At 66.4% G+C, this 21,249-nt stretch carries 27 protein-coding genes and 1 tRNA gene; 13 read left to right on the top strand and 15 right to left on the bottom strand.

The features are described 5' to 3' along the window. Positions 1 to 25: 25 nt before the first annotated feature. Entirely contained in the window at positions 26 to 466 is a 441-nt protein-coding gene (gene irrA / locus AC1DZT_RS07845) for an iron response transcriptional regulator IrrA (protein ID WP_478006062.1), read from the bottom strand. Between the two features lie 54 nt (positions 467 to 520). Then, on the bottom strand, positions 521 to 1,711 hold the full coding sequence (gene nhaA / locus AC1DZT_RS07840; protein WP_478006061.1) for a Na+/H+ antiporter NhaA: 1,191 nt from the start codon (positions 1,709 to 1,711) through the stop codon (positions 521 to 523). A gap of 173 nt (positions 1,712 to 1,884) precedes the next feature. Between nhaA and fabA the strand changes: the two genes are divergently transcribed. The 5 genes from fabA to AC1DZT_RS07815 all read left to right on the top strand — a co-directional run bounded on the left by fabA (position 1,885) and on the right by AC1DZT_RS07815 (position 5,477). Then, a complete protein-coding gene (gene fabA, locus AC1DZT_RS07835) occupies positions 1,885 to 2,394 on the top strand; it encodes a bifunctional 3-hydroxydecanoyl-ACP dehydratase/trans-2-decenoyl-ACP isomerase (protein ID WP_478006060.1) in 510 nt (169 codons plus the stop codon). Between the two features lie 30 nt (positions 2,395 to 2,424). After that, positions 2,425 to 3,654 (top strand): beta-ketoacyl-ACP synthase I, encoded by a 1,230-nt coding sequence (fabB, locus tag AC1DZT_RS07830; RefSeq protein WP_478006059.1) that lies wholly within the window; start codon positions 2,425 to 2,427, stop codon positions 3,652 to 3,654. Between the two features lie 64 nt (positions 3,655 to 3,718). Next, positions 3,719 to 4,507: an enoyl-ACP reductase FabI gene (locus AC1DZT_RS07825; protein WP_478006058.1), complete on the top strand. Its 789-nt coding sequence runs from the start codon at positions 3,719 to 3,721 to the stop codon at positions 4,505 to 4,507. A 119-nt stretch (positions 4,508 to 4,626) separates the two neighbouring features. Next, on the top strand, positions 4,627 to 5,031 hold the full coding sequence (locus AC1DZT_RS07820; protein ID WP_478006057.1) for a VOC family protein: 405 nt from the start codon (positions 4,627 to 4,629) through the stop codon (positions 5,029 to 5,031). A gap of 41 nt (positions 5,032 to 5,072) precedes the next feature. Continuing rightward, positions 5,073 to 5,477, top strand: a complete 405-nt coding sequence (locus AC1DZT_RS07815) for a VOC family protein (RefSeq protein WP_478006056.1) — start codon at positions 5,073 to 5,075, stop codon at positions 5,475 to 5,477. A gap of 79 nt (positions 5,478 to 5,556) precedes the next feature. Here AC1DZT_RS07815 and AC1DZT_RS07810 read toward each other — a convergent pair. From AC1DZT_RS07810 to AC1DZT_RS07800, 3 genes are all read right to left on the bottom strand, one after another. Continuing rightward, a tRNA-Gly gene (locus tag AC1DZT_RS07810) sits at positions 5,557 to 5,630 on the bottom strand. 34 nt (positions 5,631 to 5,664) lie between these two features. After that, entirely contained in the window at positions 5,665 to 6,366 is a 702-nt protein-coding gene (locus tag AC1DZT_RS07805; protein ID WP_478006055.1) for a Stf0 family sulfotransferase, read from the bottom strand. Then, the gene (locus AC1DZT_RS07800) at positions 6,363 to 7,016 is read right to left on the bottom strand and encodes an SOS response-associated peptidase (RefSeq protein WP_478006054.1); all 654 of its coding nucleotides are present in this window, start codon (positions 7,014 to 7,016) and stop codon (positions 6,363 to 6,365) included. The genes AC1DZT_RS07805 and AC1DZT_RS07800 overlap by 4 nt, the downstream gene beginning before the upstream one ends. 147 nt (positions 7,017 to 7,163) lie before the next feature. Between AC1DZT_RS07800 and AC1DZT_RS07795 the strand changes: the two genes are divergently transcribed. After that, entirely contained in the window at positions 7,164 to 7,835 is a 672-nt protein-coding gene (locus AC1DZT_RS07795; RefSeq protein WP_478006053.1) for a GcrA family cell cycle regulator, read from the top strand. Between the two features lie 171 nt (positions 7,836 to 8,006). On the opposite strand, the gene AC1DZT_RS07790 is transcribed toward AC1DZT_RS07795, so the two are convergent. After that, a complete protein-coding gene (locus AC1DZT_RS07790; protein WP_478006052.1) occupies positions 8,007 to 8,672 on the bottom strand; it encodes a hypothetical protein in 666 nt (221 codons plus the stop codon). A gap of 307 nt (positions 8,673 to 8,979) precedes the next feature. Between AC1DZT_RS07790 and rimO the strand changes: the two genes are divergently transcribed. Next, the gene (rimO, locus tag AC1DZT_RS07785; RefSeq protein WP_478006051.1) at positions 8,980 to 10,386 is read left to right on the top strand and encodes a 30S ribosomal protein S12 methylthiotransferase RimO; all 1,407 of its coding nucleotides are present in this window, start codon (positions 8,980 to 8,982) and stop codon (positions 10,384 to 10,386) included. A gap of 81 nt (positions 10,387 to 10,467) precedes the next feature. After that, positions 10,468 to 10,842, top strand: coding sequence for a hypothetical protein (locus AC1DZT_RS07780; protein WP_478006050.1), 375 nt, complete (start codon positions 10,468 to 10,470; stop codon positions 10,840 to 10,842). 8 nt (positions 10,843 to 10,850) lie between these two features. On the opposite strand, the gene AC1DZT_RS07775 is transcribed toward AC1DZT_RS07780, so the two are convergent. After that, a complete protein-coding gene (locus tag AC1DZT_RS07775; protein ID WP_478006049.1) occupies positions 10,851 to 11,216 on the bottom strand; it encodes a YigZ family protein in 366 nt (121 codons plus the stop codon). Between the two features lie 52 nt (positions 11,217 to 11,268). Beyond that, positions 11,269 to 11,520, bottom strand: a complete 252-nt coding sequence (locus AC1DZT_RS07770) for a DUF6455 family protein (protein ID WP_478006048.1) — start codon at positions 11,518 to 11,520, stop codon at positions 11,269 to 11,271. 112 nt (positions 11,521 to 11,632) lie between these two features. On the opposite strand from AC1DZT_RS07770, the gene AC1DZT_RS07765 reads away from it, so the two are divergent. Beyond that, the gene (locus AC1DZT_RS07765; protein ID WP_478006047.1) at positions 11,633 to 11,860 is read left to right on the top strand and encodes a hypothetical protein; all 228 of its coding nucleotides are present in this window, start codon (positions 11,633 to 11,635) and stop codon (positions 11,858 to 11,860) included. Between the two features lie 15 nt (positions 11,861 to 11,875). Here the strand turns inward: AC1DZT_RS07765 and AC1DZT_RS07760 are convergent, their stop codons facing one another. Next, positions 11,876 to 12,604 (bottom strand): response regulator, encoded by a 729-nt coding sequence (locus AC1DZT_RS07760; RefSeq protein WP_478006046.1) that lies wholly within the window; start codon positions 12,602 to 12,604, stop codon positions 11,876 to 11,878. A gap of 143 nt (positions 12,605 to 12,747) precedes the next feature. On the opposite strand from AC1DZT_RS07760, the gene mce reads away from it, so the two are divergent. Together mce and AC1DZT_RS07750 are read left to right on the top strand one after the other, a co-directional pair. Further along, the gene (gene mce / locus AC1DZT_RS07755; RefSeq protein ID WP_478006045.1) at positions 12,748 to 13,152 is read left to right on the top strand and encodes a methylmalonyl-CoA epimerase; all 405 of its coding nucleotides are present in this window, start codon (positions 12,748 to 12,750) and stop codon (positions 13,150 to 13,152) included. A gap of 3 nt (positions 13,153 to 13,155) precedes the next feature. Next, entirely contained in the window at positions 13,156 to 13,434 is a 279-nt protein-coding gene (locus AC1DZT_RS07750; protein WP_478006044.1) for a DUF1467 family protein, read from the top strand. On the opposite strand, the gene AC1DZT_RS07745 is transcribed toward AC1DZT_RS07750, so the two are convergent. Further along, entirely contained in the window at positions 13,435 to 14,127 is a 693-nt protein-coding gene (locus AC1DZT_RS07745) for an EI24 domain-containing protein (RefSeq protein ID WP_478006295.1), read from the bottom strand. It abuts the gene before it with no gap. After that, the gene (locus AC1DZT_RS07740; protein WP_478006043.1) at positions 14,128 to 14,709 is read right to left on the bottom strand and encodes a nitroreductase family protein; all 582 of its coding nucleotides are present in this window, start codon (positions 14,707 to 14,709) and stop codon (positions 14,128 to 14,130) included. Positions 14,710 to 14,822: 113 nt separating this feature from the next. Between AC1DZT_RS07740 and AC1DZT_RS07735 the strand changes: the two genes are divergently transcribed. Continuing rightward, on the top strand, positions 14,823 to 15,101 hold the full coding sequence (locus tag AC1DZT_RS07735; protein WP_478006042.1) for a DUF167 domain-containing protein: 279 nt from the start codon (positions 14,823 to 14,825) through the stop codon (positions 15,099 to 15,101). A gap of 37 nt (positions 15,102 to 15,138) precedes the next feature. On the opposite strand, the gene AC1DZT_RS07730 is transcribed toward AC1DZT_RS07735, so the two are convergent. The 4 genes from AC1DZT_RS07730 to AC1DZT_RS07715 all read right to left on the bottom strand — a co-directional run bounded on the left by AC1DZT_RS07730 (position 15,139) and on the right by AC1DZT_RS07715 (position 19,653). Beyond that, positions 15,139 to 15,849, bottom strand: coding sequence for a GNAT family N-acetyltransferase (locus tag AC1DZT_RS07730; protein WP_478006041.1), 711 nt, complete (start codon positions 15,847 to 15,849; stop codon positions 15,139 to 15,141). 30 nt (positions 15,850 to 15,879) lie between these two features. Continuing rightward, on the bottom strand, positions 15,880 to 16,365 hold the full coding sequence (locus tag AC1DZT_RS07725; protein ID WP_478006040.1) for a DUF1993 family protein: 486 nt from the start codon (positions 16,363 to 16,365) through the stop codon (positions 15,880 to 15,882). Positions 16,366 to 16,447: 82 nt separating this feature from the next. Further along, complete coding sequence (aspS, locus tag AC1DZT_RS07720; RefSeq protein ID WP_478006039.1) at positions 16,448 to 18,241, bottom strand: aspartate--tRNA ligase; 1,794 nt, start codon at positions 18,239 to 18,241, stop codon at positions 16,448 to 16,450. Between the two features lie 200 nt (positions 18,242 to 18,441). Further along, the gene (locus tag AC1DZT_RS07715) at positions 18,442 to 19,653 is read right to left on the bottom strand and encodes a UbiH/UbiF/VisC/COQ6 family ubiquinone biosynthesis hydroxylase (RefSeq protein ID WP_478006294.1); all 1,212 of its coding nucleotides are present in this window, start codon (positions 19,651 to 19,653) and stop codon (positions 18,442 to 18,444) included. Positions 19,654 to 19,762: 109 nt separating this feature from the next. Here AC1DZT_RS07715 and AC1DZT_RS07710 point away from each other — a divergent pair, with 109 nt between their 5' ends. Then, entirely contained in the window at positions 19,763 to 21,094 is a 1,332-nt protein-coding gene (locus AC1DZT_RS07710; RefSeq protein ID WP_478006038.1) for an amidase, read from the top strand. The last annotated feature ends 155 nt before the right edge of the window (positions 21,095 to 21,249 follow it).

Here is a 21,249-nt window from a genome sequence, read left to right as displayed (position 1 = left end):
CGACGCCCGAAGCCCCCGGTGACGCTCAGGCGCGGCGCAGGCGGATCACCACGTCGACGCGGGCAATCTCGGTGCCGGCGGGGGCGCTGGGCAGCGCTGTGATCTGGATCTGATCGGCGGGCGCATCGGTCAGGGCGTGGCTGTCTTCCCAGTAGAAATGCGGGTGGTCATCCATCCGCGTGTCGAAATAGCTGCGCGCGCCGTCGACCACGACCTCGTTCATCAGCCCCGCGGCGCAGAAGGCGCGCAGGGTGTTGTAGACGGTGGCGAGGCTGACCTTCTCCCCCGCGCCCCCGGTCAGGGCGAAGAGGCTTTCCGCCGTCACATGGCGGTTCTCGCCATCGCCGACCAGAAGCCGCGCCAGGGCCAGCCGCTGCCGGGTCGGCCGCAAGCCGCCGCGCGCCAACCATTCCGTTGCGCGCAGGGCCTCTGGCCCCCTCGGATCGACCTGCGTCTCGGACGTCATGCTGCTGTCACCCTGCCCTGTCACGATAGGCCCGCGGTCAGGCGGGCCTGCAAACTATACCCGGCCCGCGTCCCCATGGCCAGAGAGCATCCGCAGCAGGACAAGTCCCGCCCCCGCGGCCAGGACCGAGGCCGCCAGAACCCCCAGCCGCACCGCGTTCATCTCGGCCCCCTCGCCAAAAGCCAGCCCGCCGATGAAAAGCGACATGGTGAAGCCGATCCCCGCCAGAAGTGCGACCGCGGCCATATGCGGCCAGCGCATCCCGTCGGGCAGGCGCGCCAGACCGCTCAGCACCATCAGCCCGGTCATCCCCATGACGCCCACGAACTTGCCGACGACCAGGCCAAGCCCCACGCCCAGCGCGATCTGCCCGCCGCTGCCGTCGAGGCTCAGGTTGCCGAGAGGCAGGCCCGCATTGGCAAAGGCGAAGAGCGGCACGATCAGATAGGCGACATAGGGCTGCAGCGCATCGACCAGCTTGTGCAGGGGCGAGCCGCCCTTGCGGTCGACCAGCGGGATGCAGAAGGCCAGAACCACCCCGGCCAGTGTCGCATGGATGCCCGATTTCAGCACCAGAACCCAAAGCACCGCCCCCAGAAGCAGCGCCGGCCCCAGCCGCGCCACCTTCAGCCGGGCCAGGACGATCAGTGCCACCAGCGGCACCAGCGCCATCAGAAGATAGCTGATGCTCAGGTCATGGCCGTAGAAAATCGCGATGATCAGGATCGCGCCCAAGTCATCCAGAATGGCCAAAGTCAGCAAAAAGCTGCGCAGTCCGGGCGGCAGACCCTTGCCGGCCAGCGCGAGAATCCCCAGCGCGAAGGCAATGTCGGTGGCCGTCGGAATGGCCCAGCCCTGCCCCACGCCGATCCCCGCCGTCAGGCCCAGATAGACCAGCGCCGGAAAAGCCATGCCGCCCAGGGCCGCGAGGCCCGGCATCACGACCGCGCTGGGATCGCGCAGCTTGCCTTCCAGCATCTCGTATTTCAGCTCCAGCCCGACCGACAGGAAGAACAGCGACATGAGCCCGTCATTCACCCACAGGATCAAGGGCTTGTCGAGACCCGTCCCCCCGATCGAGATCGCGATCGGCGTGTCCAGAAAGCCTTGATACAAAGAGGCCCAGGGTGAATTTGCGGCGAGAAGCGCCAGAACCGTGGCCCCGATCAGGACGATCCCGCCCCAGGCCTCCTGCGACAACCCGCCCTGCGCTTGCGCGCTCTCCTGCCCCGAACCTGTGCTCATCCGTCGTCCTTCCTGCTGTTTTTACATCGTCGTCCCAAGATAGGGATCTTCGCCCCTGCCGCAATGGCGCCCTGCAATGACGCCATGACAGGCCGCCACCCTTGCGCCCCCTTCTCACGAGATGTTACATGACATGCAACAGGCATAGGCAGATCCGGGGGGACCACGGCAGCATGAGCGCTTTTCCGACCACATTCGACAAGGAGGCGCTTCTGGCTTGCGCGCGCGGCGAACTTTTCGGCCCCGGCAATGCCCAGCTGCCCGCCCCGCCGATGCTCATGATGGACCGGATCACCGAGGTCTCGGAAGATGGCGGTGAATTCGGCAAGGGCCATATCGTGGCCGAGTTCGACATCACCCCCGACCTGTGGTTCTTCGAATGCCACTTCCCCGGCAACCCGATCATGCCGGGCTGCCTTGGCCTTGACGGGCTCTGGCAGCTGACCGGCTTCAACCTCGGCTGGCGCGGCTGGCAGGGGCGCGGCTATGCGCTTGGCGTGGGCGAGGTCAAACTCACCGGCATGGTGCGGCCCGACCGCAAGATGCTGCGCTATTTCGTCGATTTCACCAAGGCGCTGCAAACCCGGCGCCTGACCATGGGCGTGGCCAATGGCCGCGTCGAAGCGGACGGAGAAGTGATCTATCAGGTCACCGACATGAAGGTCGCCCTCTCTGCCAACTAATTCGGGCCATCTCCCCGGAAAGGATATCCCATGCGTCGCGTCGTCATCACCGGCATCGGCATCATCTCTCCCATCGGCAATTCGGCGGCCGAGGTCGAAGCCTCGCTCCGCGCCGGCAAGTCCGGCATCGTGGCCGCCCCCGACTATGCCGAGCGCGGCTTCCGCAGCCAGGTGAAGGGTCAGCCGCAGATCACCCTCGAAGACCATATCGACAAGCGCGACCTGCGCTTCATGGGGCCGGGGGCAGCCTATAACTTCCTCGCCATGAAACAGGCGATCGCCGACAGCGGGCTGGAGCCTTCCGATGTCTCCAACGAGCGGTCGGGCCTGATCATGGGTTCGGGCGGGCCGTCGACCTCGAACTTCTTCCAGGCCTTCGATGCGGTGACCAACAAGGGCGCGCCCAAGAAGATGGGCCCCTTCATGGTCACGCGCTGCATGTCCTCGACCAACTCGGCCTGCCTCGCCACGCCCTTCAAGATCAAGGGCGTCAACTATTCGATCACCTCGGCCTGCTCGACCTCGGCGCATTGCATCGGCAATGGCGTCGAACAGATCCAGATGGGCAAGCAGGACATCGTCTTTGCCGGCGGCGGCGAGGAACTGGACTGGACCCTCTCCTGCCTCTTCGACGCGATGGGGGCCATGTCCTCGAAATACAACGACAATCCCTCCACCGCCTCGCGCCCCTATGATGCGACGCGCGACGGCTTCGTCATCGCCGGCGGCGGCGGTGTCGTCGTGCTGGAGGAACTGTCCCACGCCCTCGCCCGCGGCGCCAAGATCTATGGCGAAGTCACCGGCTATGGTGCCACCTCCGACGGCTACGACATGGTCGCCCCCTCGGGCGAAGGTGGCGAGCGGGCGATGCGGCTGGCGATCTCGACCCTGCCGGAGGACCGCCGCGTCGATTACATCAACAGCCACGGCACCTCGACCGTGGTCGGCGACGTGACCGAGATCGAGGCGATCCGCCGCGTCTTCGGCAACGAGGCGCATCCGCCCGTCGCCTCGACAAAATCCCTGACCGGCCACTCGCTCGGCGCCACCGGCGTGCATGAGGCGATCTATTCGCTGATCATGATGGACAAGAGCTTCATGGCCGCCTCGGCCAATATCACCACGCTCGACCCGGCGCTGGACCCGTCCGAAATCGTGTTGACCCTGCGTGAGAATGTCGAGATTGACACGGTCCTGTCCAACAGCTTCGGCTTTGGCGGCACCAATGCAACCTTGGTGATGAGCAAATATCGCGCCTGACGCAGACGGGCGCGCGGCATTTATCAGGCCGAACCGGAACACCGGGGGCCTTTAGGGGGACGTGATGGCGGAACTGATGAAGGGCAAGCGCGGCCTGATCATGGGCGTGGCCAATGAACGCTCCATCGCCTGGGGCATCGCCAAGGCCCTGCATGGCGAGGGGGCAGAGCTGGCCTTCTCCTACCAGGGCGAGGCGTTCGGCAAGCGCGTCGAGCCCTTGGCCGCCTCGGTCGGCTCGGATTTCCTCGTCGATGTCGATGTGACCAATGACGAGAGCCTGGACGCCTGCTTTGCCACGCTGAAGGACCGGTGGGGCAGCATCGACTTCCTCGTCCATGCCATCGCCTTCTCCGACAAGAACGAACTGACCGGGCGTTTCATCAACACGACGCGTGGCAATTTCAGCCATTCGCTGGCGATCTCCTGCTTCTCCTTCATCGACGTGTCGCGCCGCGCCGCCGAGCTGATGCCCGAGGGCGGCAGCCTGATCACCCTGACCTATGCCGGGTCGAACCGGGTGACGCCGAATTACAACGTGATGGGCGTGGCCAAGGCCGCGCTGGAATCTGCGACCCGTTACCTCGCCAATGACCTCGGCCCGCAAAAGATCCGCGTCAACGCGATCTCGCCCGGCCCGATGAAGACCCTGGCCGGGGCAGCAATCGGCGGCGCCCGCGCCACCTTCCGCTTCACCGAGGCCAATGCGCCCATGCGCCAGAACGCGACGCTGGAGGCGATCGGCGGCACCGCGGTCTGGCTCTGCTCTGACTACGGCAACTGCACCACGGGCGAGGTGGTCCATGTCGATTGCGGCTATAACGTCCTCGGCATGCCGCAGCAGGAAAACATCTGACAACGCCCCCTCCGGCGGAAACAAGCGCGGTGCCGCAGGGCGCCGCGCTTTTTGCTTGCCCAGGGCGGCGGGATGCGCCAACACTTAGCACATTAGCTAACATTAAACACAGGTGCGCCATGCCCCAGATGGTCTTTGTCAATCTCCCCGTCACCGACGTCGCCCGCAGCCGCGGCTTTTACGAGGCGCTCGGATTTTCGATCAACGACAAGTTCTCCGACGCCAGCAGCGCCTGTGTCGTGGTCTCCGACACCATCTATTTCATGATCCTGAACCACACGAAATTCGCGAGCTTTGCCACCAAACCCCTCGCCGATCCGGCGAAAACCACCGCCGTCATGGTGGCGCTAAGCCAGGACAGCCGCGAGGCCGTCGATGCGATCACCACCGCCGCGCTGAAGGCCGGCGGCGCCGAGCCCAAGCCCGCGATGGACATGGGCTTCATGTATGGCCGCACCTTCCACGACCCCGATGGCAATGTGCTGGAAGCCTTCTGGATGGACCCCGCCGCCGTGAACGGCTGACCCCTGCCCTCTCCCCTTTTCCCCCTGCATCAGGACCGCCCATGCCCCGGATGATCTTCCTCACCCTGCCCGTCACCGACATGGAACGCAGCCGGCACTTCTACGAAGCGCTCGGCTTCCCCATCAACGAGAAATTCTCCAACGAGACCTCGGCCTGCGTCGTCGTCTCCGAGGCGATTTACCTCATGCTCGCGACCCATGACCAGTTCCGCCAGTTCTCGGCCAAACCCCTGGTCCTGCCCTCCGAAGGCGCCACCAACCTCGTCGCCCTGTCCTGCGACAGCCGAGACGAGGTCGATGCGATGACCAAATCCGCCCTCGCCGCCGGCGGCAAATCGCTGCACGAGGCCGAAGACCTCGGCTTCATGTATTCCCGCGCTTTCGAGGACCCCGATGGCAACGGCTTCGGCCCCTTCTGGATGGACCCCGCCGCCGCAGCCGGCTGACCCTTTCATACTGGCCCAAATATCCCCGCCGGAGGCCCCGGCCAGCCAAGGGCGCACAACGTCGGATGTCAGGAGATTTTGGAGCGGGCGACGGGAATCGAACCCGTGTCTTTAGCTTGGAAGGCTAAGGTCTTACCATTACACAACGCCCGCGCTCCTCTGCTCATAGCATCCCGCGCCGTCAGGCTCAACACCCTCGGCGCAGCGCCTCCTCCCTAAAACGCGCGGCCCATGCCACGCTGACCTCATCGGCCATCGCCCGGTTGCCCGCGCTTGGCCGCTGCCCGGGGGGCATCGAAAGGCCCAGAAAGGCCAGCGCCCGCTCGGCCACACCCACCGGATCGGCGGCGAGGTCCTCGTAGGTCAGGGCCAGCGGCGTGATCCCCCGGCGCCGAAACCAGCCCTGCCAACGGCCATTCTGCGCCTCCGTCGCATCGCGCCAGACGCGGATCCGGTCGAAGTCGTAATGGACCTCCGCCGGATGCGCGGCCTCCTCGAAACCCAGATGCCAGGTGCCGGAAACCTCGGCCTTCAGGCGCGACACCGCCTGCCCCACGGTGTCGCCGCGCCGGAGCCAGATCGCATGGCTGAGGCCGAGGCCCGGCATCAGCGGCCCGCCGAGTTCCGCCTCGACCTCCTCCAGCGTCTCCCACATCAGCCTGAGGCCCGTGACCGCGCCACCCGCCCGCCCGGCCCGGCAGACCGCCGCGCGGTAGGCCGCGCCCGCCGCAGGCACCCCCCAATCCGCCGCATAATCCGCGCGGTCCTCGGCGCGAAACCACGACTGCGGATGCCCGGCCCGACCGGAGGAGCGCAAGAGGTGGCAGAGCAGCGTGCTGCCACTGCGCGGCGTGGCGCAGATCACATAGCCGCTCGCAGACGGGCTCACGCCTCGATCTCCTCGATCAGTTCCGGCCCCGAGGCGCGGTTCGAATTGACCGCCCGCCCGACCCGATGCGCCTGCAGGACGCCCGGCACCGTCGGCTTCATCAGCAAGGCCGCGCCATGCCCCGCCTCGCCGAGCCAGAGCGGCCAGTCCGCGGGCTCGAGGATCAAAGGCTCGCGGTCATGGATGCCGCCCATGTTCGGCCCGGCGTCGAGCGTCACGACGGCACAGGTCATCATCTCGCCCCAGGGCGCATAAAGCCCGCCCAGCGCCAGCGGCGCGCCATCCTTGCGCGTGATGTACCAGGGCAGCCGCGCCCCCTCCTCCCCCGCGCTCCATTCGTAAAAGCCGCTCGCCAGCACCAGACAGCGCCGCTGCCGGATCGAGTCGCGAAAGGCGGGTTTCACGGCCACGGTGTCCGACCGGGCGTTGATGATCAAAGGCCCGTCGGTCGGCGTCTTGTACCAGCCGGGCACGAGGCCCCAGCGCATCGGGCGCAGCCGCCGCATCCCCTCGGCCGCGGTCACCACGGGCACCGTCTCGGTCGGGCAGATGTTGTAACGCGGGCTTTCGGGCAGGTCATTGGCCGCCACGGCGCCAAAGAGCGCCGCCAGGGCCTCGTTCGGATGGGTCAGGGTCAGGCGTCCACACATCCGCGCAATCTAATCCATCGCGCCGGCCCGTCCACCCCCTGAACTTGCCCCCTTCCCCTTGAACTCGAACGGGTGAGGCTGTATCTACGCACGTCCCGTCTAGAATGGCCAAGCTGGTGGCCATAGCGGCAATTGCGGAGTTTACCCATGTCCTGGACCGACGAGCGCGTCGAGACGCTCAAGAAGATGTGGGCCGAAGGCCAGTCTGCCAGCCAGATCGCCAAGGAACTCGGCGGCGTCACCCGCAATGCGGTGATCGGCAAGGTGCACCGGCTGGGCCTGTCCAACCGCGTCGGCCCCGCCGCCAGCGAGGACGAGGCCGAAGAGGCCCCGGTCGCAGCCGCCCCCGCCCCCAAGGCCGAGGCCCCGCGCCCGGCCGAACCGGTGCGCGCCGCCCCCGTCGAGACGCCGCGCCCGGCCCCCGCCGCCGCGGCCCCGGTGACCCCGCCCACCCCGACCCCGGCCCCTGCCGCGCCCCTGAGCGCCGCCGCCGCCATCCTCGCCTCGGCCTCCTCGATCCCGGCGACGATCCCGATGCGCAAGGCGATCATCCCGGCCGGCCAACCCCTGCCGCCGCAGCCCTCGGCCAACGAGATCAGCCCCGAGGCCCTCGCCTCGGTCCGCGAGGTCGAAAAGCGCGCCAAGAAGCTGACCCTGATGGAGCTGACCGAGCGGACCTGCAAATGGCCGATCGGCGACCCCGCCACCGACGACTTCTGGTTCTGCGGCCTGCCCTCGGTCTCGGGCAAACCCTATTGCGAAGCCCATGTCGGCGTCGCCTTCCAACCGATGAGCGCCCGCCGCGACCGCCGCCGCTAACCTCGGAAGATGGGCAAATTGCCCATCCTACCGCCCAAACTCACCGCATCCGGAACCGGGTGCGGGTGCGGGTGCGGAAGCCGAGGAGGGTGAAGAAGAGCGGGCGCCGTTCATTCTGATGACCTCAGGTAAAGAGCCCGACTATAGAACATCCGCCGGAATTCGCTGATATCAGAGTGGTTTCTGTTCCGGCATCCCGGTAACAATCTGCTGACAAATCTGCAGGATACCTGCGATCTGGTCGGAAAGCGCTTTCGCGGCCATGGCATCGGTCTCGGAAATGACGAACAGGTCTGCCCCACAGAGATCAGGAAATTCGAAGCCGAGCCCTGTTCCGGCGCTCTCAATTCTGAACCATAGGCGGACGCTCGCCCCGTGGACGCGCGGTATGCGACCATTGAGTTCCAGCCTGACTCGGCTGCCCTCAAAAGACACGGAAAATTCGGCTGCGGCGCGATTGGTAGACGTGTCGATCTTGACCTCGGGAGCTTTGGCCCGCAGGAGCGCAACTACATTTTTGGCAAACCCGGTGGAGATTGAGTAACAAGGAGAACGGTTTGCCAGATGCTGCTCATAACGCAGCCCGATGAACCGTTGGCGCATATCAAGGAGCATTTCCTTTTCCTCAAAAAGCTCCTTCACGAAAAAGGCGGCTTCAAACAGAGCAAGGTCCACGAGCAGGTCGTTACGATTCAGATTTGGGTCGGATTGCGCCGCCTCCTCGATGCATTTCAGACGCAGGGCCGCTTTGCTGGGATCCAATTTCAATATGCCGAAGAGCAGAGTTTCAACGATGGCCCGAAACTCCGGTGCCTGAATTCTTTCGACGTAGTTCATATCCAAATGGTCTCCCCTGACTGGAAAGCGTGAAAGTGGTCAGACCTGGCTCAAAATCGAGAGACAGCCGCGCTGGAGGATCAAAAGATGCTCCGGGTCAGATAGCCCATCCGGACCGTAGCTGGAACTTGAGGATCCGGGCAATGGTGCCCATTCCTTTGCGCTTTCGGGCTTCCAGCAAGCGTGAAAGAATGAAGCAAAAGTTAATAAAAATCGTGAAACCAAATGATTTCAACACCCTAGCCTACCTTGCACGCGTGAAATCCTGCCCCTTAACCCCGGGCGCGCTTTCAGGTATATCCCGCCCATGTCGCAGAATCCGCCCAACCTCCGCCCCGACCTCGCCCGTGCCCTCGTTCCTGACGAGCGGCAGATCCGTCCGGATGGCAGCCATCAGCCCACTATCGGCATGGTCTCGCTCGGCTGCCCCAAGGCGCTGGTCGACAGTGAGCGGATCCTGACCCGGCTCAGGGCCGAGGGCTATGCCATCTCGCCCGATTATCAGGGCGCCGATGCGGTGATCGTGAACACCTGCGGATTCCTCGACAGCGCGAAGGCCGAAAGCCTCGGCGCCATCGGCGAGGCCTTGCAACAGAACGGCCGCGTCATCGTGACCGGCTGTCTCGGGGCAGAGCCGGAATATATCACCGGGGCGCATCCCAAGGTTCTGGCCGTGACCGGCCCGCATCAATACGAGGCGGTTCTGGATGCCGTCCATAGCGCGGTGCCGCCGCAGCCCAACCCTTTCGTCGACCTTCTGCCCGCCACCGGCGTCAAGCTGACCCCGCGGCATTACAGCTACCTCAAGATCTCCGAGGGCTGTAACCACAAGTGCAAGTTCTGCATCATCCCCGACATGCGCGGCCGTCTGGTCTCGCGTCCCGCCCATGCCGTGCTGCGCGAGGCGGAAAAGCTGGTCGATGCGGGGGTGAAGGAGCTTCTGGTGATCAGCCAGGACACTTCGGCCTATGGGGTCGACCGCAAGCATGACCTGTCGCCCTGGAAGGGTGGCGAGGTGCGGGCCCATATCACCGATCTGGCGCGCGAGATGGGCAAGCTCGGGGCCTGGGTGCGGCTGCACTATGTCTACCCCTACCCGCATGTCCGCGACCTGATCCCGCTGATGGCGGAAGGGCTGGTGCTGCCCTATCTCGACATCCCCTTCCAGCACGCCCACCCGGAAACCCTGCGCCGGATGGCCCGCCCCGCCGCGGCCGCCCGCACCCTGGACGAGATCGCCGCCTGGCGCGCGACCTGCCCCGATATCACCCTGCGCTCCACCTTCATCGTCGGCTACCCGGGCGAGACGGAGGAGGAGTTCCAGACGCTGCTGGACTGGATGGACGAGGCGCAGCTCGACCGGGTCGGCTGCTTCCAGTACGAAAACGTCGCAGGCGCCCGCTCGAACGCCCTGCCCGACCATGTGCCGGCCGAGGTGAAGCAGGAGCGTTTCGAACGTTTCATGGAGAAGGCGCAGGCCATCTCCGAGGCCAAGCTGCAGGCCAAGGTCGGCACCACGATCGAGGTCATCGTCGATGAGGTCGATGACGAAGGCGCCACCTGCCGCACCAAGGCCGATGCGCCGGAAATCGACGGCAACCTCTTCATCGACGAGGATTTCGACGGGCTTGCCCCCGGCGACATCGTCACGGTCGAGGTCGAAGAGGCCGGGGATTACGACCTCTGGGGCCGCGTGGTCGGCCCGCGCACTTAAGAATCTTTTCCCGCCAGATCACGCTATTGTACCGCGGCGCAAACAGGGCCGCGATCAAGCAGCCCGATATCGGAGGGACTTATGAATATTTCGCGGCTGTTTCTGCTGACCGGATCCTTGTACCTGATCGTTGGCATCGTCATGGGCATGTATATGGGCGGCAGCCAGAATTTCACGCTCGCCCCGGTGCATGCCCATATCAACCTTCTGGGCTTTACCCTGATGACCCTTTTCGGGATCGCCTACCGGGTCCTGCCGGGCATGGCCGCCAATATCTATGCCAGGGTGCATTTCTGGCTGCACCAGATCGGGGCGCTGGTGCTGCTGATCGGGCTGTTCCTGCTGATGAGCGGCATGATGGACGAAAGCGCCGCCGCCAAGGTGATGCCGCTGGCAGAGATCACCGTGCTGCTGGGCACTTTGGCCTGGGTGATCAACGTCTTTCGCAACGCCTGAGCCGCGCCTCACCCCGCTTCGGCCAGATAGGCCCGGACCGAGGTGACCACATGGGCAAACCGGTCGCCACCGAGGTTGACGCCGCCATACCAGCGCGTCACCACCACGATGTGACCGGTCAGGCCCGCGCGCTCGATCATCCGCAGGATGACGGCGGCGGCGCCCGCCTCGCCGTCATCGTCCTTCACCGGGGTGCCATCCGCGAGGATGGCCGCCCAGGAGTTATGCGTGGCCTTGGCGAATTTCTTCTCCGCCTTCAGCCGGGCCAGAAAAGCCTTGATCGCGGCGCGGTCGGCCACCGCCCCGCCCGTGACGGCATAGCGCGAGCCGCGGTCGCGCACGGTATCGAGGATCTGGCGGACGTCACCGGTCATGCCGCCTGATTAGCGGCAGGCGCCGTACTCTGCCACGGCAAAAGCGTCCCGGTCAGGGTTGCAGCGCCTCGATCTGCGCCTTGTTGCGGCAAAACTCCGGCAGGGTCTTGGTCCGGGTCGTGACCGAAAGGAACTCGGTGCAGCGGTGTGAATGGGCGCAGAGACCGCAGGTGTCGATCAATTCGGCCAGTTCGCGGCGGGCCAGCCAGCCGTCGGTCACCGCCTCCACCAGGTTGAGGCCGACGACCCGCGCCATGCCCCGCGTCAAACCCCAAGCCCGGGGTGCTTCGATATAGCCGATCATCTTCGCCTCCTCTGCCAAGATTTCAGCCTGTGCCCTTCGCCCTTCGGCTTCCTTGATCCAGATCAAGACGGCAGCAGTTGAACCCCGCACGATTGCCGCCTATCATCGGGAAATGTTTACAATCGAACACGAATTCGACGCGACCGTGATCACCCTCATCGATGAGGGGGCGGTGCCCCTGGCTGAAGACGTCATCGTCGAGGCCTATGACGATTGCGTGGTGCTGGAACAGCTGGACCCGGAGACGGAGCAGCCCCTGCGCATCACCCTGTCGCTGCGCCAGGTCGATGACCTGGCGGCGGCGCTGAACCTGCCCGAGGGCATCTACCGGCGCAAATAACCTTGCCAGGCCCGGTCAGAGCCGTGCCTTTTCAAAGGCATGGTCCGGCGCGGCGAGCCTGTCGCGCAGAAGGGCGCGGATTTCTTCGGGGCGGGCCCGTCCGGCCGCCTCTGCCAGCGGCAGGTCATGCGCGTGGCGGGCGACGCCCCTGACGAAGCCTGCGACATAGGCCGGATCGGGCGGCTGACCCGCAGCACCCTGCCCGGCATCCAGAAGGTCGGCCGCATGGGCCAGATCGTCCCGCAGCGCCAAGGCATCGGGCACCAGCCGCGGCTCGGCAATCAGGCCGGCCTCTGCCATCTGCTCCGGCAGGGCCTGCATCAGGATGCTGCCGAAGACGACCAGGCTTTCCAAGGGCTTTTCCAGAAAACCATCGGCCCCGGCCTCCAGCGCGGCGGCCTTGCCCGCCGCATCGCCCGACATGCCCAGCACCACGGCCCGGGGTTGCCGGGTGGAAAGGTCGCGAATCAGCGCCTCGCCCCGGCCGTCGGGCAGGCCGAGGTCGACGATCACCACATCGGGCCGGTACAGCCGCAGATGCGCGGCGGCGGCCTGCAGCGACTCGGCCCTTCGCAGCCGCGCGCCCAGACGGCGGCACATCAGGCGCAAAGCCTCTGAAGCAAAGCGGCTGTCTTCGACCGCAAGCACCGTAACCCCCCGCAAAGGCAGGTCATTCAGCCCCGAGGCAGAGACCTCTCCCGGCAGGGAAAGGTCGGGCAGTTCCAGCGTCAGCGTGTTCGGCATCGGATATCCCTCATGGCTTTGCCCAGACTAAGCACATCATCCCTAAACGCGTGTTAATGCCGCAGCCGCAGCCGCACCAAGGCGCGCCCCCTTGCCGTGCCATGCCTCAACCCCCATAACCGGGGAAAATGCCGGAGGAACACATGATCGGTCGCCTGAACCATGTTGCCATCGCCGTGCCCGATCTGGCGGCGGCCTCGAAACTTTACGCCGGCGCCCTCGGGGCCGATGTCGGCGCGCCGCAGGACGAACCGGCGCATGGCGTGACGGTGGTCTTCATCACCCTGCCCAACACCAAGATCGAACTGCTGACCCCGCTGGGCGAGAACTCTCCCATCGCGGGCTTTCTGGAAAAGAACCCCTCGGGCGGCATCCACCATATCTGCTATGAGGTCTCCGACATCCTCGCCGCGCGCGACCACCTGCGGGCCGAGGGTGCCCGGGTTCTGGGCACGGGCGAGCCGAAGATCGGCGCCCATGGCAAGCCGGTGCTGTTCCTCCACCCGAAGGACTTCACCGGCACCTTGATCGAGCTGGAACAGGCCTGAGCCATGACCATCACCGGCGCCATCGTCCTGTTTTCCGTCACCTGGTTCATGGTCTTCCTCTGCATCCTGCCGATGCGCCAGACCAGCCAGGCCGCCTCGGGCACGGTGGTGCCAGGCAGCGCCGCCTCGGCGCCGACCGACCCGCAGATCCGCCGCAAGGCCAAGGTGACGACGCTGATCACGCTGGTCCTTTGGGCGCTGATGTGCGGCGTGATCATGTCGGGCTGGATCAGCCCCTATGACACCGACTTTTTCGGACTGGTGCCGCGCGTCAAGCTGTGATCAGCGCTGAACCTGGCTTAGCCGCTGGAACAGGTGGGTGAAGGTCGCAGCCCCCAGCACCGGCACGAAAAGATTGACGAGCGGCAGCGACAGCGGCGCCGCCATCAGCGTGCCCGCCAGCCAGACCTGCCCGATGTTGCGCGCCATGAAGGCCCGCGCCGCCTCGCGCTCCATATGGCGCAGGGCGGCGAGCAGGAAATACTCCCGCCCCAGAAGCCAGCCATTGACCGCCATGAACAAAAGCGGCGCCAGGGGGCCGACGAAGATGGACAGGGCCAGCGCCGCGAGGTTGACCACGATCATCAGCAAAAGAAGTCCCGCGCCCTCGGTGATCCCCTCCCAAAGGCCCAGGGTGCGGCCGGGCGGGCCGGGGTAATGGACGGCCTCGACCGCCTCGGCCACCTGTTCGAGAAACAGCGCCGAGAAGGCCGAGGCGACCGGCACCATCAGAAAGACCGAAGCGGCCAGCATCAGAAGGGCGACCCCGATGCCCGCCGCCCAGCCGATGCCGCCGATCGGCCCGATCAAGGGCAAGGAGGCCTGCCCCGGCACCCACCATTCGATGAGGCCGAGCAGGACGAGGAAGATCGCGAACAGCAATCCGAAGGCCAGCGCCACGCCCTGCCAGACCACGCGCAGAAAGCGCGGGTCCGACAATTGGCCAAGGGCGGCAAAGAAGCAGGAGAAAACCAGTTACGCCTCCCAGCTGACGATGCGGTCGATCTGCGGGCGGGGGCGGTCGGGTGCCTCGGGGCCCGGCGTGCCGATATGGACGATGCCGGCGACAAGCTCGGCCCCGCTGCAGCCGAAGGCCTCGGCAGCCCAGGTCGCATCATGCGCGGGCCAGCCGGTCAGCCAGCAGGCGCCCCAACCCGAAGCCTCGGCCGCATTCACCAGGTTCATGCACAGCGCATGGGCCGAGGCGCGCTGTTCCACCTCGGGCACCTTGGGCGAGGCCTTGGGCGAAGAGATCACCGCCACGGCAAGCTTGCTCGTGTCATAGATCGCGCGCCCCTTGGCGGCCATCTCGGCATCACCACCCAGCGCCGCTGCCCGGGCCACGGCCAGATCACCCAGCCTTGCCATCGCCGCACCGGACAGGACGATCAGCCGCCAGGGCTCCAGCTTGCCATGGTCGGGGACGCGCAGGGCGGCGGTCAGGATCGGCTCCAGCGCGGCACGGTCGGGCACGGCGCCGCCGGGGGCAAAGAACTTGGCCGGGTGCGAGCGGCGCTTGGCGAGAAAGGCAAAGGCTTCAGGATTTGGAACAGGCATCGAAAACTCCGTTTGGTACAGGCTTGGCCCGGCAGGGGTGGAACGTCAAGCAGCCTGGCTTTCCGTCGCCCTGCGCCGCGGTTATCCTGCCCTCCTTGCAGAAAGGCCCAGCTTTGCCCCCGTCCCCCGATCTTCCGCCCAAGGGCGCCTGGTCCGCCCGCGCCCTGCCGGGCGCGACCTTCGCCCTTCATGTGACGCCGCGCGCCCGCAAGACCACGCTGAGCGACACGCCAGAGGGCGCCTTGCGCGCCACCGTCACCGTGGCGCCCGAGGACGGCCGCGCCAATGCCGCCGTGGCCGAACTTCTGGCCCAGGCGCTTGGCGTCGCCAAATCGCGGCTGACCCTGATCAAGGGCGCCACCTCACGCGACAAGGTCTTTCGCCTCGATTGAGCGCAAGGCACTGATTTTTCGCAGAAAAATCGTGGCCCTAGCCAAGCGCCGGGTCCGAGGCCGCCCGCACCAGCCCGGTCAGATCGGCGAGGCTTTCCTTCTGCCTCCCCGCGGCATCGAAATTGGCAGGGGCGAGCCAGGCGGCATAGGCCTCGCGCATCGCGGGCCATTCCTTGTCGATGATCGAAAACCACGCCGTGTCGCGGTTGCGCTGGCGGTAGACCGTGGCCTGGCGGAACACGCCTTCAAAGGAAAACCCCAGCCGCTGCGCCGCCCGGCGCGAGGGCAGGTTCAGGGCGTCGCATTTCCATTCATAACGGCGGTATCCGGCGCGGAAGGCCCAATCCATCATCAGATACATCGCCTCGGTCGAGGCGCGCGAGCCTGCGATTTCGGGCGCGAGGTTGATATGGCCGACCTCGATCGACCCCGCTTCGGGCGTGATGCGCAGATAGGAGGCGACGCCGCCGCAATGGCCGGTGGCGCGGTTGCGCAGCACATAGAACAGCGGATCGGCGCCGGTCGCACTTTCCTTGGCCCAGCGGTGATAGGCCGAGGCCGAGGAGAAGGGCCCATAGGGCAGATAATCCCAGACCTGATCCTGGCCGGAATAGGCGCGGAACAGGTCGGCGGCATGGGCATCGGGGTCCATCCGTTCCAGCTGGACGTAAGTCCCCGTCAGCGTCTCGCCCTCGGGGCGGGCCGGGGGCTGCCAGTCAGGCAGGGGAAATCCGAATTCTTTGGCCATGTCACACCTCTTTTGGCGGACTATGCCCTGTCAGTCCTCGAAACGAAAGCCCACGGGATAGCTGTGCAGCCCGTCGAAATCGGCCTTGCCCAGTTCCAGCCCCGTGGCGCGCAAGGCGGCATAGCCGAGGGTCAGGTGGAAGAAGAAATTGGGCAGGCCGAAGAGGTAAAGGAACTCCTCCGCGCTCTGGTCCAATTCGGCCGTGCCCGCGACATGGCGAAAGCGCCGGGCCTCGGCCCCGGCAAATTCCTCGGGCCGCATCGCGCCCAGGGTCGCACGCGCCACGGCCAGTCGGGGGGCGAGGGCCTGCGGCAGGTCCGGCACTTCGCGCCCCGCCAATGGGCAGGCGATGCGCAGGGCAAAGCCTGCGGCGGTGGCGAATTGCTGGCCGGCGGGAAAGGTGTCGGCGATGCGGGCGGACAGAAGCCCGGGCCCGGCAAATTCGATGATGTCCTGCACCCGCGACAGGTAATGCCGGAACACCGGCACCGAGGCGCTAAAAAACGGCGAGTTCATCGCCGTCCAGTCGGAAAAAGGGCAGGACGCATCGTCACCTCCGCGCTGAAAGTGGCTCTGCCCTGCCCTCTTGTCCAGTCGCTCAGTCTTTCGGCACCACGCGCAGGCGGAGTTCGCGCAGCTGTTCGTTCAAGGGCTCGGACGGCGCCCCCATCAAGAGGTCTTCGGCGCGCTGGTTCATCGGGAACATGATGACCTCGCGGATGTTCATCTCGTCGGCCAGCAGCATCACCGCCCGGTCGATCCCCATGGCACAGCCGCCGTGCGGCGGGGCGCCGTATTTGAAGGCCTTGACCATGCCGCCAAAGCGCTTGTCGACTTCCGAGTTCGGATAGCCGGCGAGTTCGAAGGCCTTGTACATGATCTCGGGCTTGTGGTTGCGGATGCCGCCCGAGATGAGTTCGTAGCCGTTGCAGGCAAGGTCATATTGATAGGCATAGACGCTGAGCGGGTCGCCGTTCAGCGCCTCGAGGCCCCCCTGCGGCATCGAGAAGGGGTTGTGGGAGAAGTCGATCTTGCCCTCGTCGGTCTTCTCGTACATCGGGAAATCGACGATCCAGGCGAAGCGGAAAGTGTTGGTTTCCGCGAGGCCCAGTTCGCGCCCGATCTCGTTGCGGGCCTTGCCGGCGAAGGCCTGGAAGGCCTCGGGCTTGCCGCCAAGGAAGAAGGCGGCATCGCCAAGGCCGAGGCCGAGTTGCAGGCGGATCGCCTCGGTCCGTTCGGGGCCGATGTTCTTGGCAAGCGGACCTGCGGCTTCCATGCCCGAGCCGTTCTCGGCCTCGCGCCAGAAGATATAGCCCATGCCCGGCAGGCCTTCCTTTTGGGCGAAGGCGTTCATCCGGTCGCAGAACTTGCGGCCGACCGGTTCACCCTTCGGACCCTTGGGCGCGGGAATGGCGCGGACTTCGGTGCCTTCCTGCTCCAGAAGCTTCGCGAAGACGGCAAAGCCCGAGCCGCGGAAGTGGTCGGAGACGATCTGCATCTTGATCGGGTTGCGCAGGTCGGGCTTGTCGGAGCCGTACCAGAGGAGCGAATCCCGGTAGGCGATGCGCGGCCAGTCCGACGGCACGGTGCAATCGGGGCGGAATTTCTGGAACATGCCCTGGATCACCGGCTGGACGGCGGCGAAGACGTCCTCCTGCTCGACAAAGCTCATCTCGACGTCGAGCTGGTAGAAGTCGGTGGGGCTGCGGTCGGCGCGCGGGTCTTCGTCGCGGAAGCAGGGGGCAATCTGGAAATAGCGGTCGAAACCGGCGACCATGATCAACTGCTTGAACTGCTGCGGCGCCTGCGGCAGGGCATAGAACTTGCCCGGATGCAGGCGTGAGGGCACCAGGAAGTCGCGCGCGCCTTCGGGGGAAGAGGCGGTGATGATCGGGGTCTGGAACTCGTTGAAGCCCTGATCCCACATCCGGTTGCGCAGATCGCGCACGACGTTCGACCGCAGCATCATGTTCTTGTGCAGCTTTTCGCGGCGCAGGTCGAGGAAGCGGTAGGTGAGGCGGGTTTCTTCCGGATAGTCGACCTCTCCGAAGACCGGCATCGGCAGATCGGCGGCCTCGCCCAGGATGGTGAGACCGGTGGCATAGACCTCGATCTCGCCGGTCGGAAGTTTGGGGTTCACGAGGGAGGCGTCGCGCTGCTTGACGCGGCCGTCGATCCGCACGACCCATTCCGAGCGCAGCTTTTCGATCTCGGCAAAGGCCGGGCTGTCGCTGTCGGCGAGGATCTGGGTGATGCCGTAGTGATCGCGCAGGTCGATGAACAGCACCCCGCCATGATCGCGCACCCGATGGACCCAACCCGACAGGCGGACATTTTCCCCGACATTGGCGGAGGTGAGATCGTTGCAGGTGTGGCTGCGGTAGGCGTGCATAGGCATCCCCTTTGCGAGGCTTGATGGAACTGGCAGCGATAGAACGCCGCGAGGGGGCGAAGTCAACCCCAACAAGCGGCGGTCCTGCGGGAGCGGTGGAACAAAAGGCGCGCTTTCAGCGCAAGGCTTTTATCTCGCCTCTGGCCTGCGGCCAACCGGCTCGGGATGCCTCCGGCGGGAGTGGTGCGGCAAAGCGCAAATCAGAGGCGCTGGCCGGTCAGCAGCCTTGGCTGCGTGCCGGTGAGGCCGGCGGCCTGGCGGATGAAGCCGCGGCGCAGGGCGGGCAGCGCATTGACGAGGCCGAGGCCGAGGTCGCGGGCGCCGCGCAGCAAAGGGTTGTCGTTGGAGAAGAGGCGGTTGATCGCATCCATGCCGAGCGCCATGGCCGTCGTGTCGAAGCGGCGCCAGCTTTGGTAGCGTTCGAGCACGTCGATGGCGCCGATATCCTCGCCCCGCCGCTCTGCCGTCACCAGCACCTCTGCCAGGGCCGCGACATCGCGCAGGCCGAGGTTGAGGCCCTGCCCCGCCAAGGGGTGGACGCCATGCGCCGCATCGCCGACCAGCGCCAGGCGGGGCGCCACGAAGCTTTCAGCCAGCGACAGGCTGAGCGGATAGGTGAAGCGGATGCCCGCAAGTTGGATTTCGCCAAGGAAATCGCCAAAGCGCGGGCGCAGGGCATCCAGAAAGGCGGAATTGTCCAGGGCGGCGATCTCGGCGGCGACGGCGTCACGCTCGCTCCAGACGATGGAGGAATGGTGGCCACCGGCCAGCGGCAGGATGGCGAGCGGGCCGCCGGGCATGAAGAACTGATGCGCGGTGCCCTGGTGCGGAAGGTCATGGGCGATGGCGGTGACCAGCGCGGTCTGGCCATAGGACCAGCCCTGCCGCCTGATCCCGGCGCGGGTGGCGGTGCCGGAATTGCGCCCGTCGCAGCCGACCACAAGGCGGGCCTGCAAAACCCGGCCCGAGGCGAGGGTCACGGACCCCGTGCCCTGAGCCACGACGCTTTCGCCGGGCAGGAGGGTGATGGCGGGCTCGGCCTCCATCGCGGCGAGGAAGGCGGCGTAGAGGTGGCGGTCCTCGACCATGAAGCCCATCGGGCCCTCTTCGATCTCGGCCGCATCGAAGCGCAGGGCGAAGGGCGAGGCGCCCTCGCCCGCCCTGCCGTCCGAGGCCACGACCTTCAGGATCGGCTGGGCCACCAGCCCCGGCCAGACGCCCACCGCCGCCAGCAGGCGCTGCGAGGCGAGGGCCAGCGCATAGGCCCGGCCGTCAAAGCCGACCTCGGCCCTGGCCTGCGCCGGGCGCGCGTCGACGACGACCACCGACAGCCCGGCCCCGGCGAGCGCCAAAGCCAGGGCGGGGCCGTTCAGCCCGCCGCCCACGATCACGATATCCGCATCCTGTTTCATCCGCCCATCATCGCCGCAGGGGCGCGAATTGTCCATGCGCCCCTTCCCCTTTGCCGCTCCCTGCCCTAGCCTGCGCCCGACGACAAAACAGGCAGGACGGAGGCCCGCAATGAGCGGCATTTGGAGCCATATGAGCGCAGCCGACCTGGGCCGCGACATCGAGGCGGGCAAGATCAACCCGGTGGAGCTGACCGAGTTCTTCCTCGACGCCATTACCGCCAGTCCGGTGGGCGAGCGGATCTATGCCCGCACCACCGCCGACCGCGCCCGGGGTGAGGCGATGTCGGCCGCCGCGCGCGCCAAATCGGGCCTGCGGCGGCATGTGCTGGATGGCGTGCCCCTGTCCTGGAAGGATCTCTTCGACAGTGCGGATTCGGCGACCGAGGCGGGGTCGGCGCTGCTGAAGAACCGGGTGCCGGTGAAGGATGCGCAGGTCTTGCAGACGGCGACGCTGCTCGGCTCGGTCTGCCTGGGCAAAACCCATATGTCGGAGCTGGCGTTTTCCGGCCTCGGGCTGAACCCGGTGACGGCGACGCCGCCGTGTGTGAACGACGATCAGGCGGTGCCGGGGGGCTCGTCCTCGGGCTGTGCGGCCTCGATCGCCTTCGGGCTGGCCCCGGCGGGGATCGGGTCGGACACCGGCGGATCAGTGCGGATTCCGGCGGCCTGGAACGATCTGGTCGGGCTGAAGACCACGCATGGACGCCTGTCTTTGCAAGGGGTTGTGCCCTTGTGCGAAAGCTTTGACACCGTGGGACCGCTGGCCCGCACGGTCGAGGATTGCGCCCTGCTGCTGGGCCTGCTGGAGGGGCGGCGCGCGCCGGATCTGGAGGGGGCGAGCCTTGCCGGCCTCCGCCTCGCCGTGCTGGAGACCGCAGCGATGGAAGGCCTGCGCCCCGCCCCCGCCAAGGGTTTCGAGGATGCCGTGGCCCGCCTGACCCGCGCCGGGGCCGCGGTGACGGTTCTGACCGCCCCGGAAGTGAGCGAGACCCTGTCGCTCGCCGGTGTTCTGGTCACGCCAGAGGCCTATGCGATCTGGCGCGAGGTGATCGAGGCCGCGCCGGAGAAGATGTTCCCGCGCATCCTCGAACGCTTCCGGACCGGGGCAGAGACCTCTGCCGCCGACCATATCGCCGCCCGACGCCGCCTGATGCAGCTGCGCGCGCTTTGGGCCGAGCGGAGCCGGGGCTATGACGCGGTGATCCTGCCGACCTCGGCCATCCTGCCGCCCCATGCCAACCGGCTGATGACCGACCATGACTATTACGTCACCGAAAACCTCATGGCCCTGCGCAACACGCGGATCGGCAATTTGCTGGATCAGGCGGTGCTGACCCTGCCGACCAGCCAGCCCTCTTGCGGCATCTCCTTCATGGTGGGTCCGGGGCAGGAGGCGCGGCTGTTGCGGCTGGGCGCCGCGGCAGAGCGCGCCTTGAGCTGAAGGCGGGCCGAACCGTCCCGCAAGCTCTTGGTTTTACGCGGCGACGGCGGAGATCCGCCGCCTTCACCGCAACCATTTTGCCACAATAACACCGCACAACCCCAACCACGGCTTAGGTTTTTCTGGACCCCGCCCGCGCCTGCGGCTACCTTGGG

It is taken from the genome of Rhodobacter sp. P1_C2, from assembly GCF_056406375.1.
This window is presented reverse-complemented; position numbering and strand designations above follow the sequence as displayed.

Excerpts from the sequence above, each read along its gene's own strand:
- rimO (WP_478006051.1), top strand. The coding sequence starts at position 8,980 with ATGTCGCAGAATCCGCCCAACCTCCGCCCCGACCTCGCCCGTGCCCTC.
- AC1DZT_RS07765 (WP_478006047.1), top strand. The coding sequence starts at position 11,633 with ATGTTTACAATCGAACACGAATTCGACGCGACCGTGATCACCCTCATC.
- AC1DZT_RS07775 (WP_478006049.1), bottom strand. The coding sequence starts at position 11,216 with ATGACCGGTGACGTCCGCCAGATCCTCGATACCGTGCGCGACCGCGGC.
- AC1DZT_RS07780 (WP_478006050.1), top strand. The coding sequence starts at position 10,468 with ATGAATATTTCGCGGCTGTTTCTGCTGACCGGATCCTTGTACCTGATC.
- AC1DZT_RS07710 (WP_478006038.1), top strand. The coding sequence starts at position 19,763 with ATGAGCGGCATTTGGAGCCATATGAGCGCAGCCGACCTGGGCCGCGAC.
- AC1DZT_RS07730 (WP_478006041.1), bottom strand. The coding sequence starts at position 15,849 with ATGGCCAAAGAATTCGGATTTCCCCTGCCTGACTGGCAGCCCCCGGCC.
- fabB (WP_478006059.1), top strand. The coding sequence starts at position 2,425 with ATGCGTCGCGTCGTCATCACCGGCATCGGCATCATCTCTCCCATCGGC.
- irrA (WP_478006062.1), bottom strand. The coding sequence starts at position 466 with ATGACGTCCGAGACGCAGGTCGATCCGAGGGGGCCAGAGGCCCTGCGC.
- AC1DZT_RS07800 (WP_478006054.1), bottom strand. The coding sequence starts at position 7,016 with ATGTGTGGACGCCTGACCCTGACCCATCCGAACGAGGCCCTGGCGGCG.
- AC1DZT_RS07760 (WP_478006046.1), bottom strand. The coding sequence starts at position 12,604 with ATGCCGAACACGCTGACGCTGGAACTGCCCGACCTTTCCCTGCCGGGA.
- AC1DZT_RS07715 (WP_478006294.1), bottom strand. The coding sequence starts at position 19,653 with ATGAAACAGGATGCGGATATCGTGATCGTGGGCGGCGGGCTGAACGGC.
- AC1DZT_RS07750 (WP_478006044.1), top strand. The coding sequence starts at position 13,156 with ATGACCATCACCGGCGCCATCGTCCTGTTTTCCGTCACCTGGTTCATG.
- AC1DZT_RS07815 (WP_478006056.1), top strand. The coding sequence starts at position 5,073 with ATGCCCCGGATGATCTTCCTCACCCTGCCCGTCACCGACATGGAACGC.
- nhaA (WP_478006061.1), bottom strand. The coding sequence starts at position 1,711 with ATGAGCACAGGTTCGGGGCAGGAGAGCGCGCAAGCGCAGGGCGGGTTG.
- AC1DZT_RS07770 (WP_478006048.1), bottom strand. The coding sequence starts at position 11,520 with ATGATCGGCTATATCGAAGCACCCCGGGCTTGGGGTTTGACGCGGGGC.
- AC1DZT_RS07795 (WP_478006053.1), top strand. The coding sequence starts at position 7,164 with ATGTCCTGGACCGACGAGCGCGTCGAGACGCTCAAGAAGATGTGGGCC.
- aspS (WP_478006039.1), bottom strand. The coding sequence starts at position 18,241 with ATGCACGCCTACCGCAGCCACACCTGCAACGATCTCACCTCCGCCAAT.
- fabA (WP_478006060.1), top strand. The coding sequence starts at position 1,885 with ATGAGCGCTTTTCCGACCACATTCGACAAGGAGGCGCTTCTGGCTTGC.
- mce (WP_478006045.1), top strand. The coding sequence starts at position 12,748 with ATGATCGGTCGCCTGAACCATGTTGCCATCGCCGTGCCCGATCTGGCG.
- AC1DZT_RS07740 (WP_478006043.1), bottom strand. The coding sequence starts at position 14,709 with ATGCCTGTTCCAAATCCTGAAGCCTTTGCCTTTCTCGCCAAGCGCCGC.
- AC1DZT_RS07825 (WP_478006058.1), top strand. The coding sequence starts at position 3,719 with ATGGCGGAACTGATGAAGGGCAAGCGCGGCCTGATCATGGGCGTGGCC.
- AC1DZT_RS07790 (WP_478006052.1), bottom strand. The coding sequence starts at position 8,672 with ATGAACTACGTCGAAAGAATTCAGGCACCGGAGTTTCGGGCCATCGTT.
- AC1DZT_RS07820 (WP_478006057.1), top strand. The coding sequence starts at position 4,627 with ATGCCCCAGATGGTCTTTGTCAATCTCCCCGTCACCGACGTCGCCCGC.
- AC1DZT_RS07725 (WP_478006040.1), bottom strand. The coding sequence starts at position 16,365 with ATGAACTCGCCGTTTTTTAGCGCCTCGGTGCCGGTGTTCCGGCATTAC.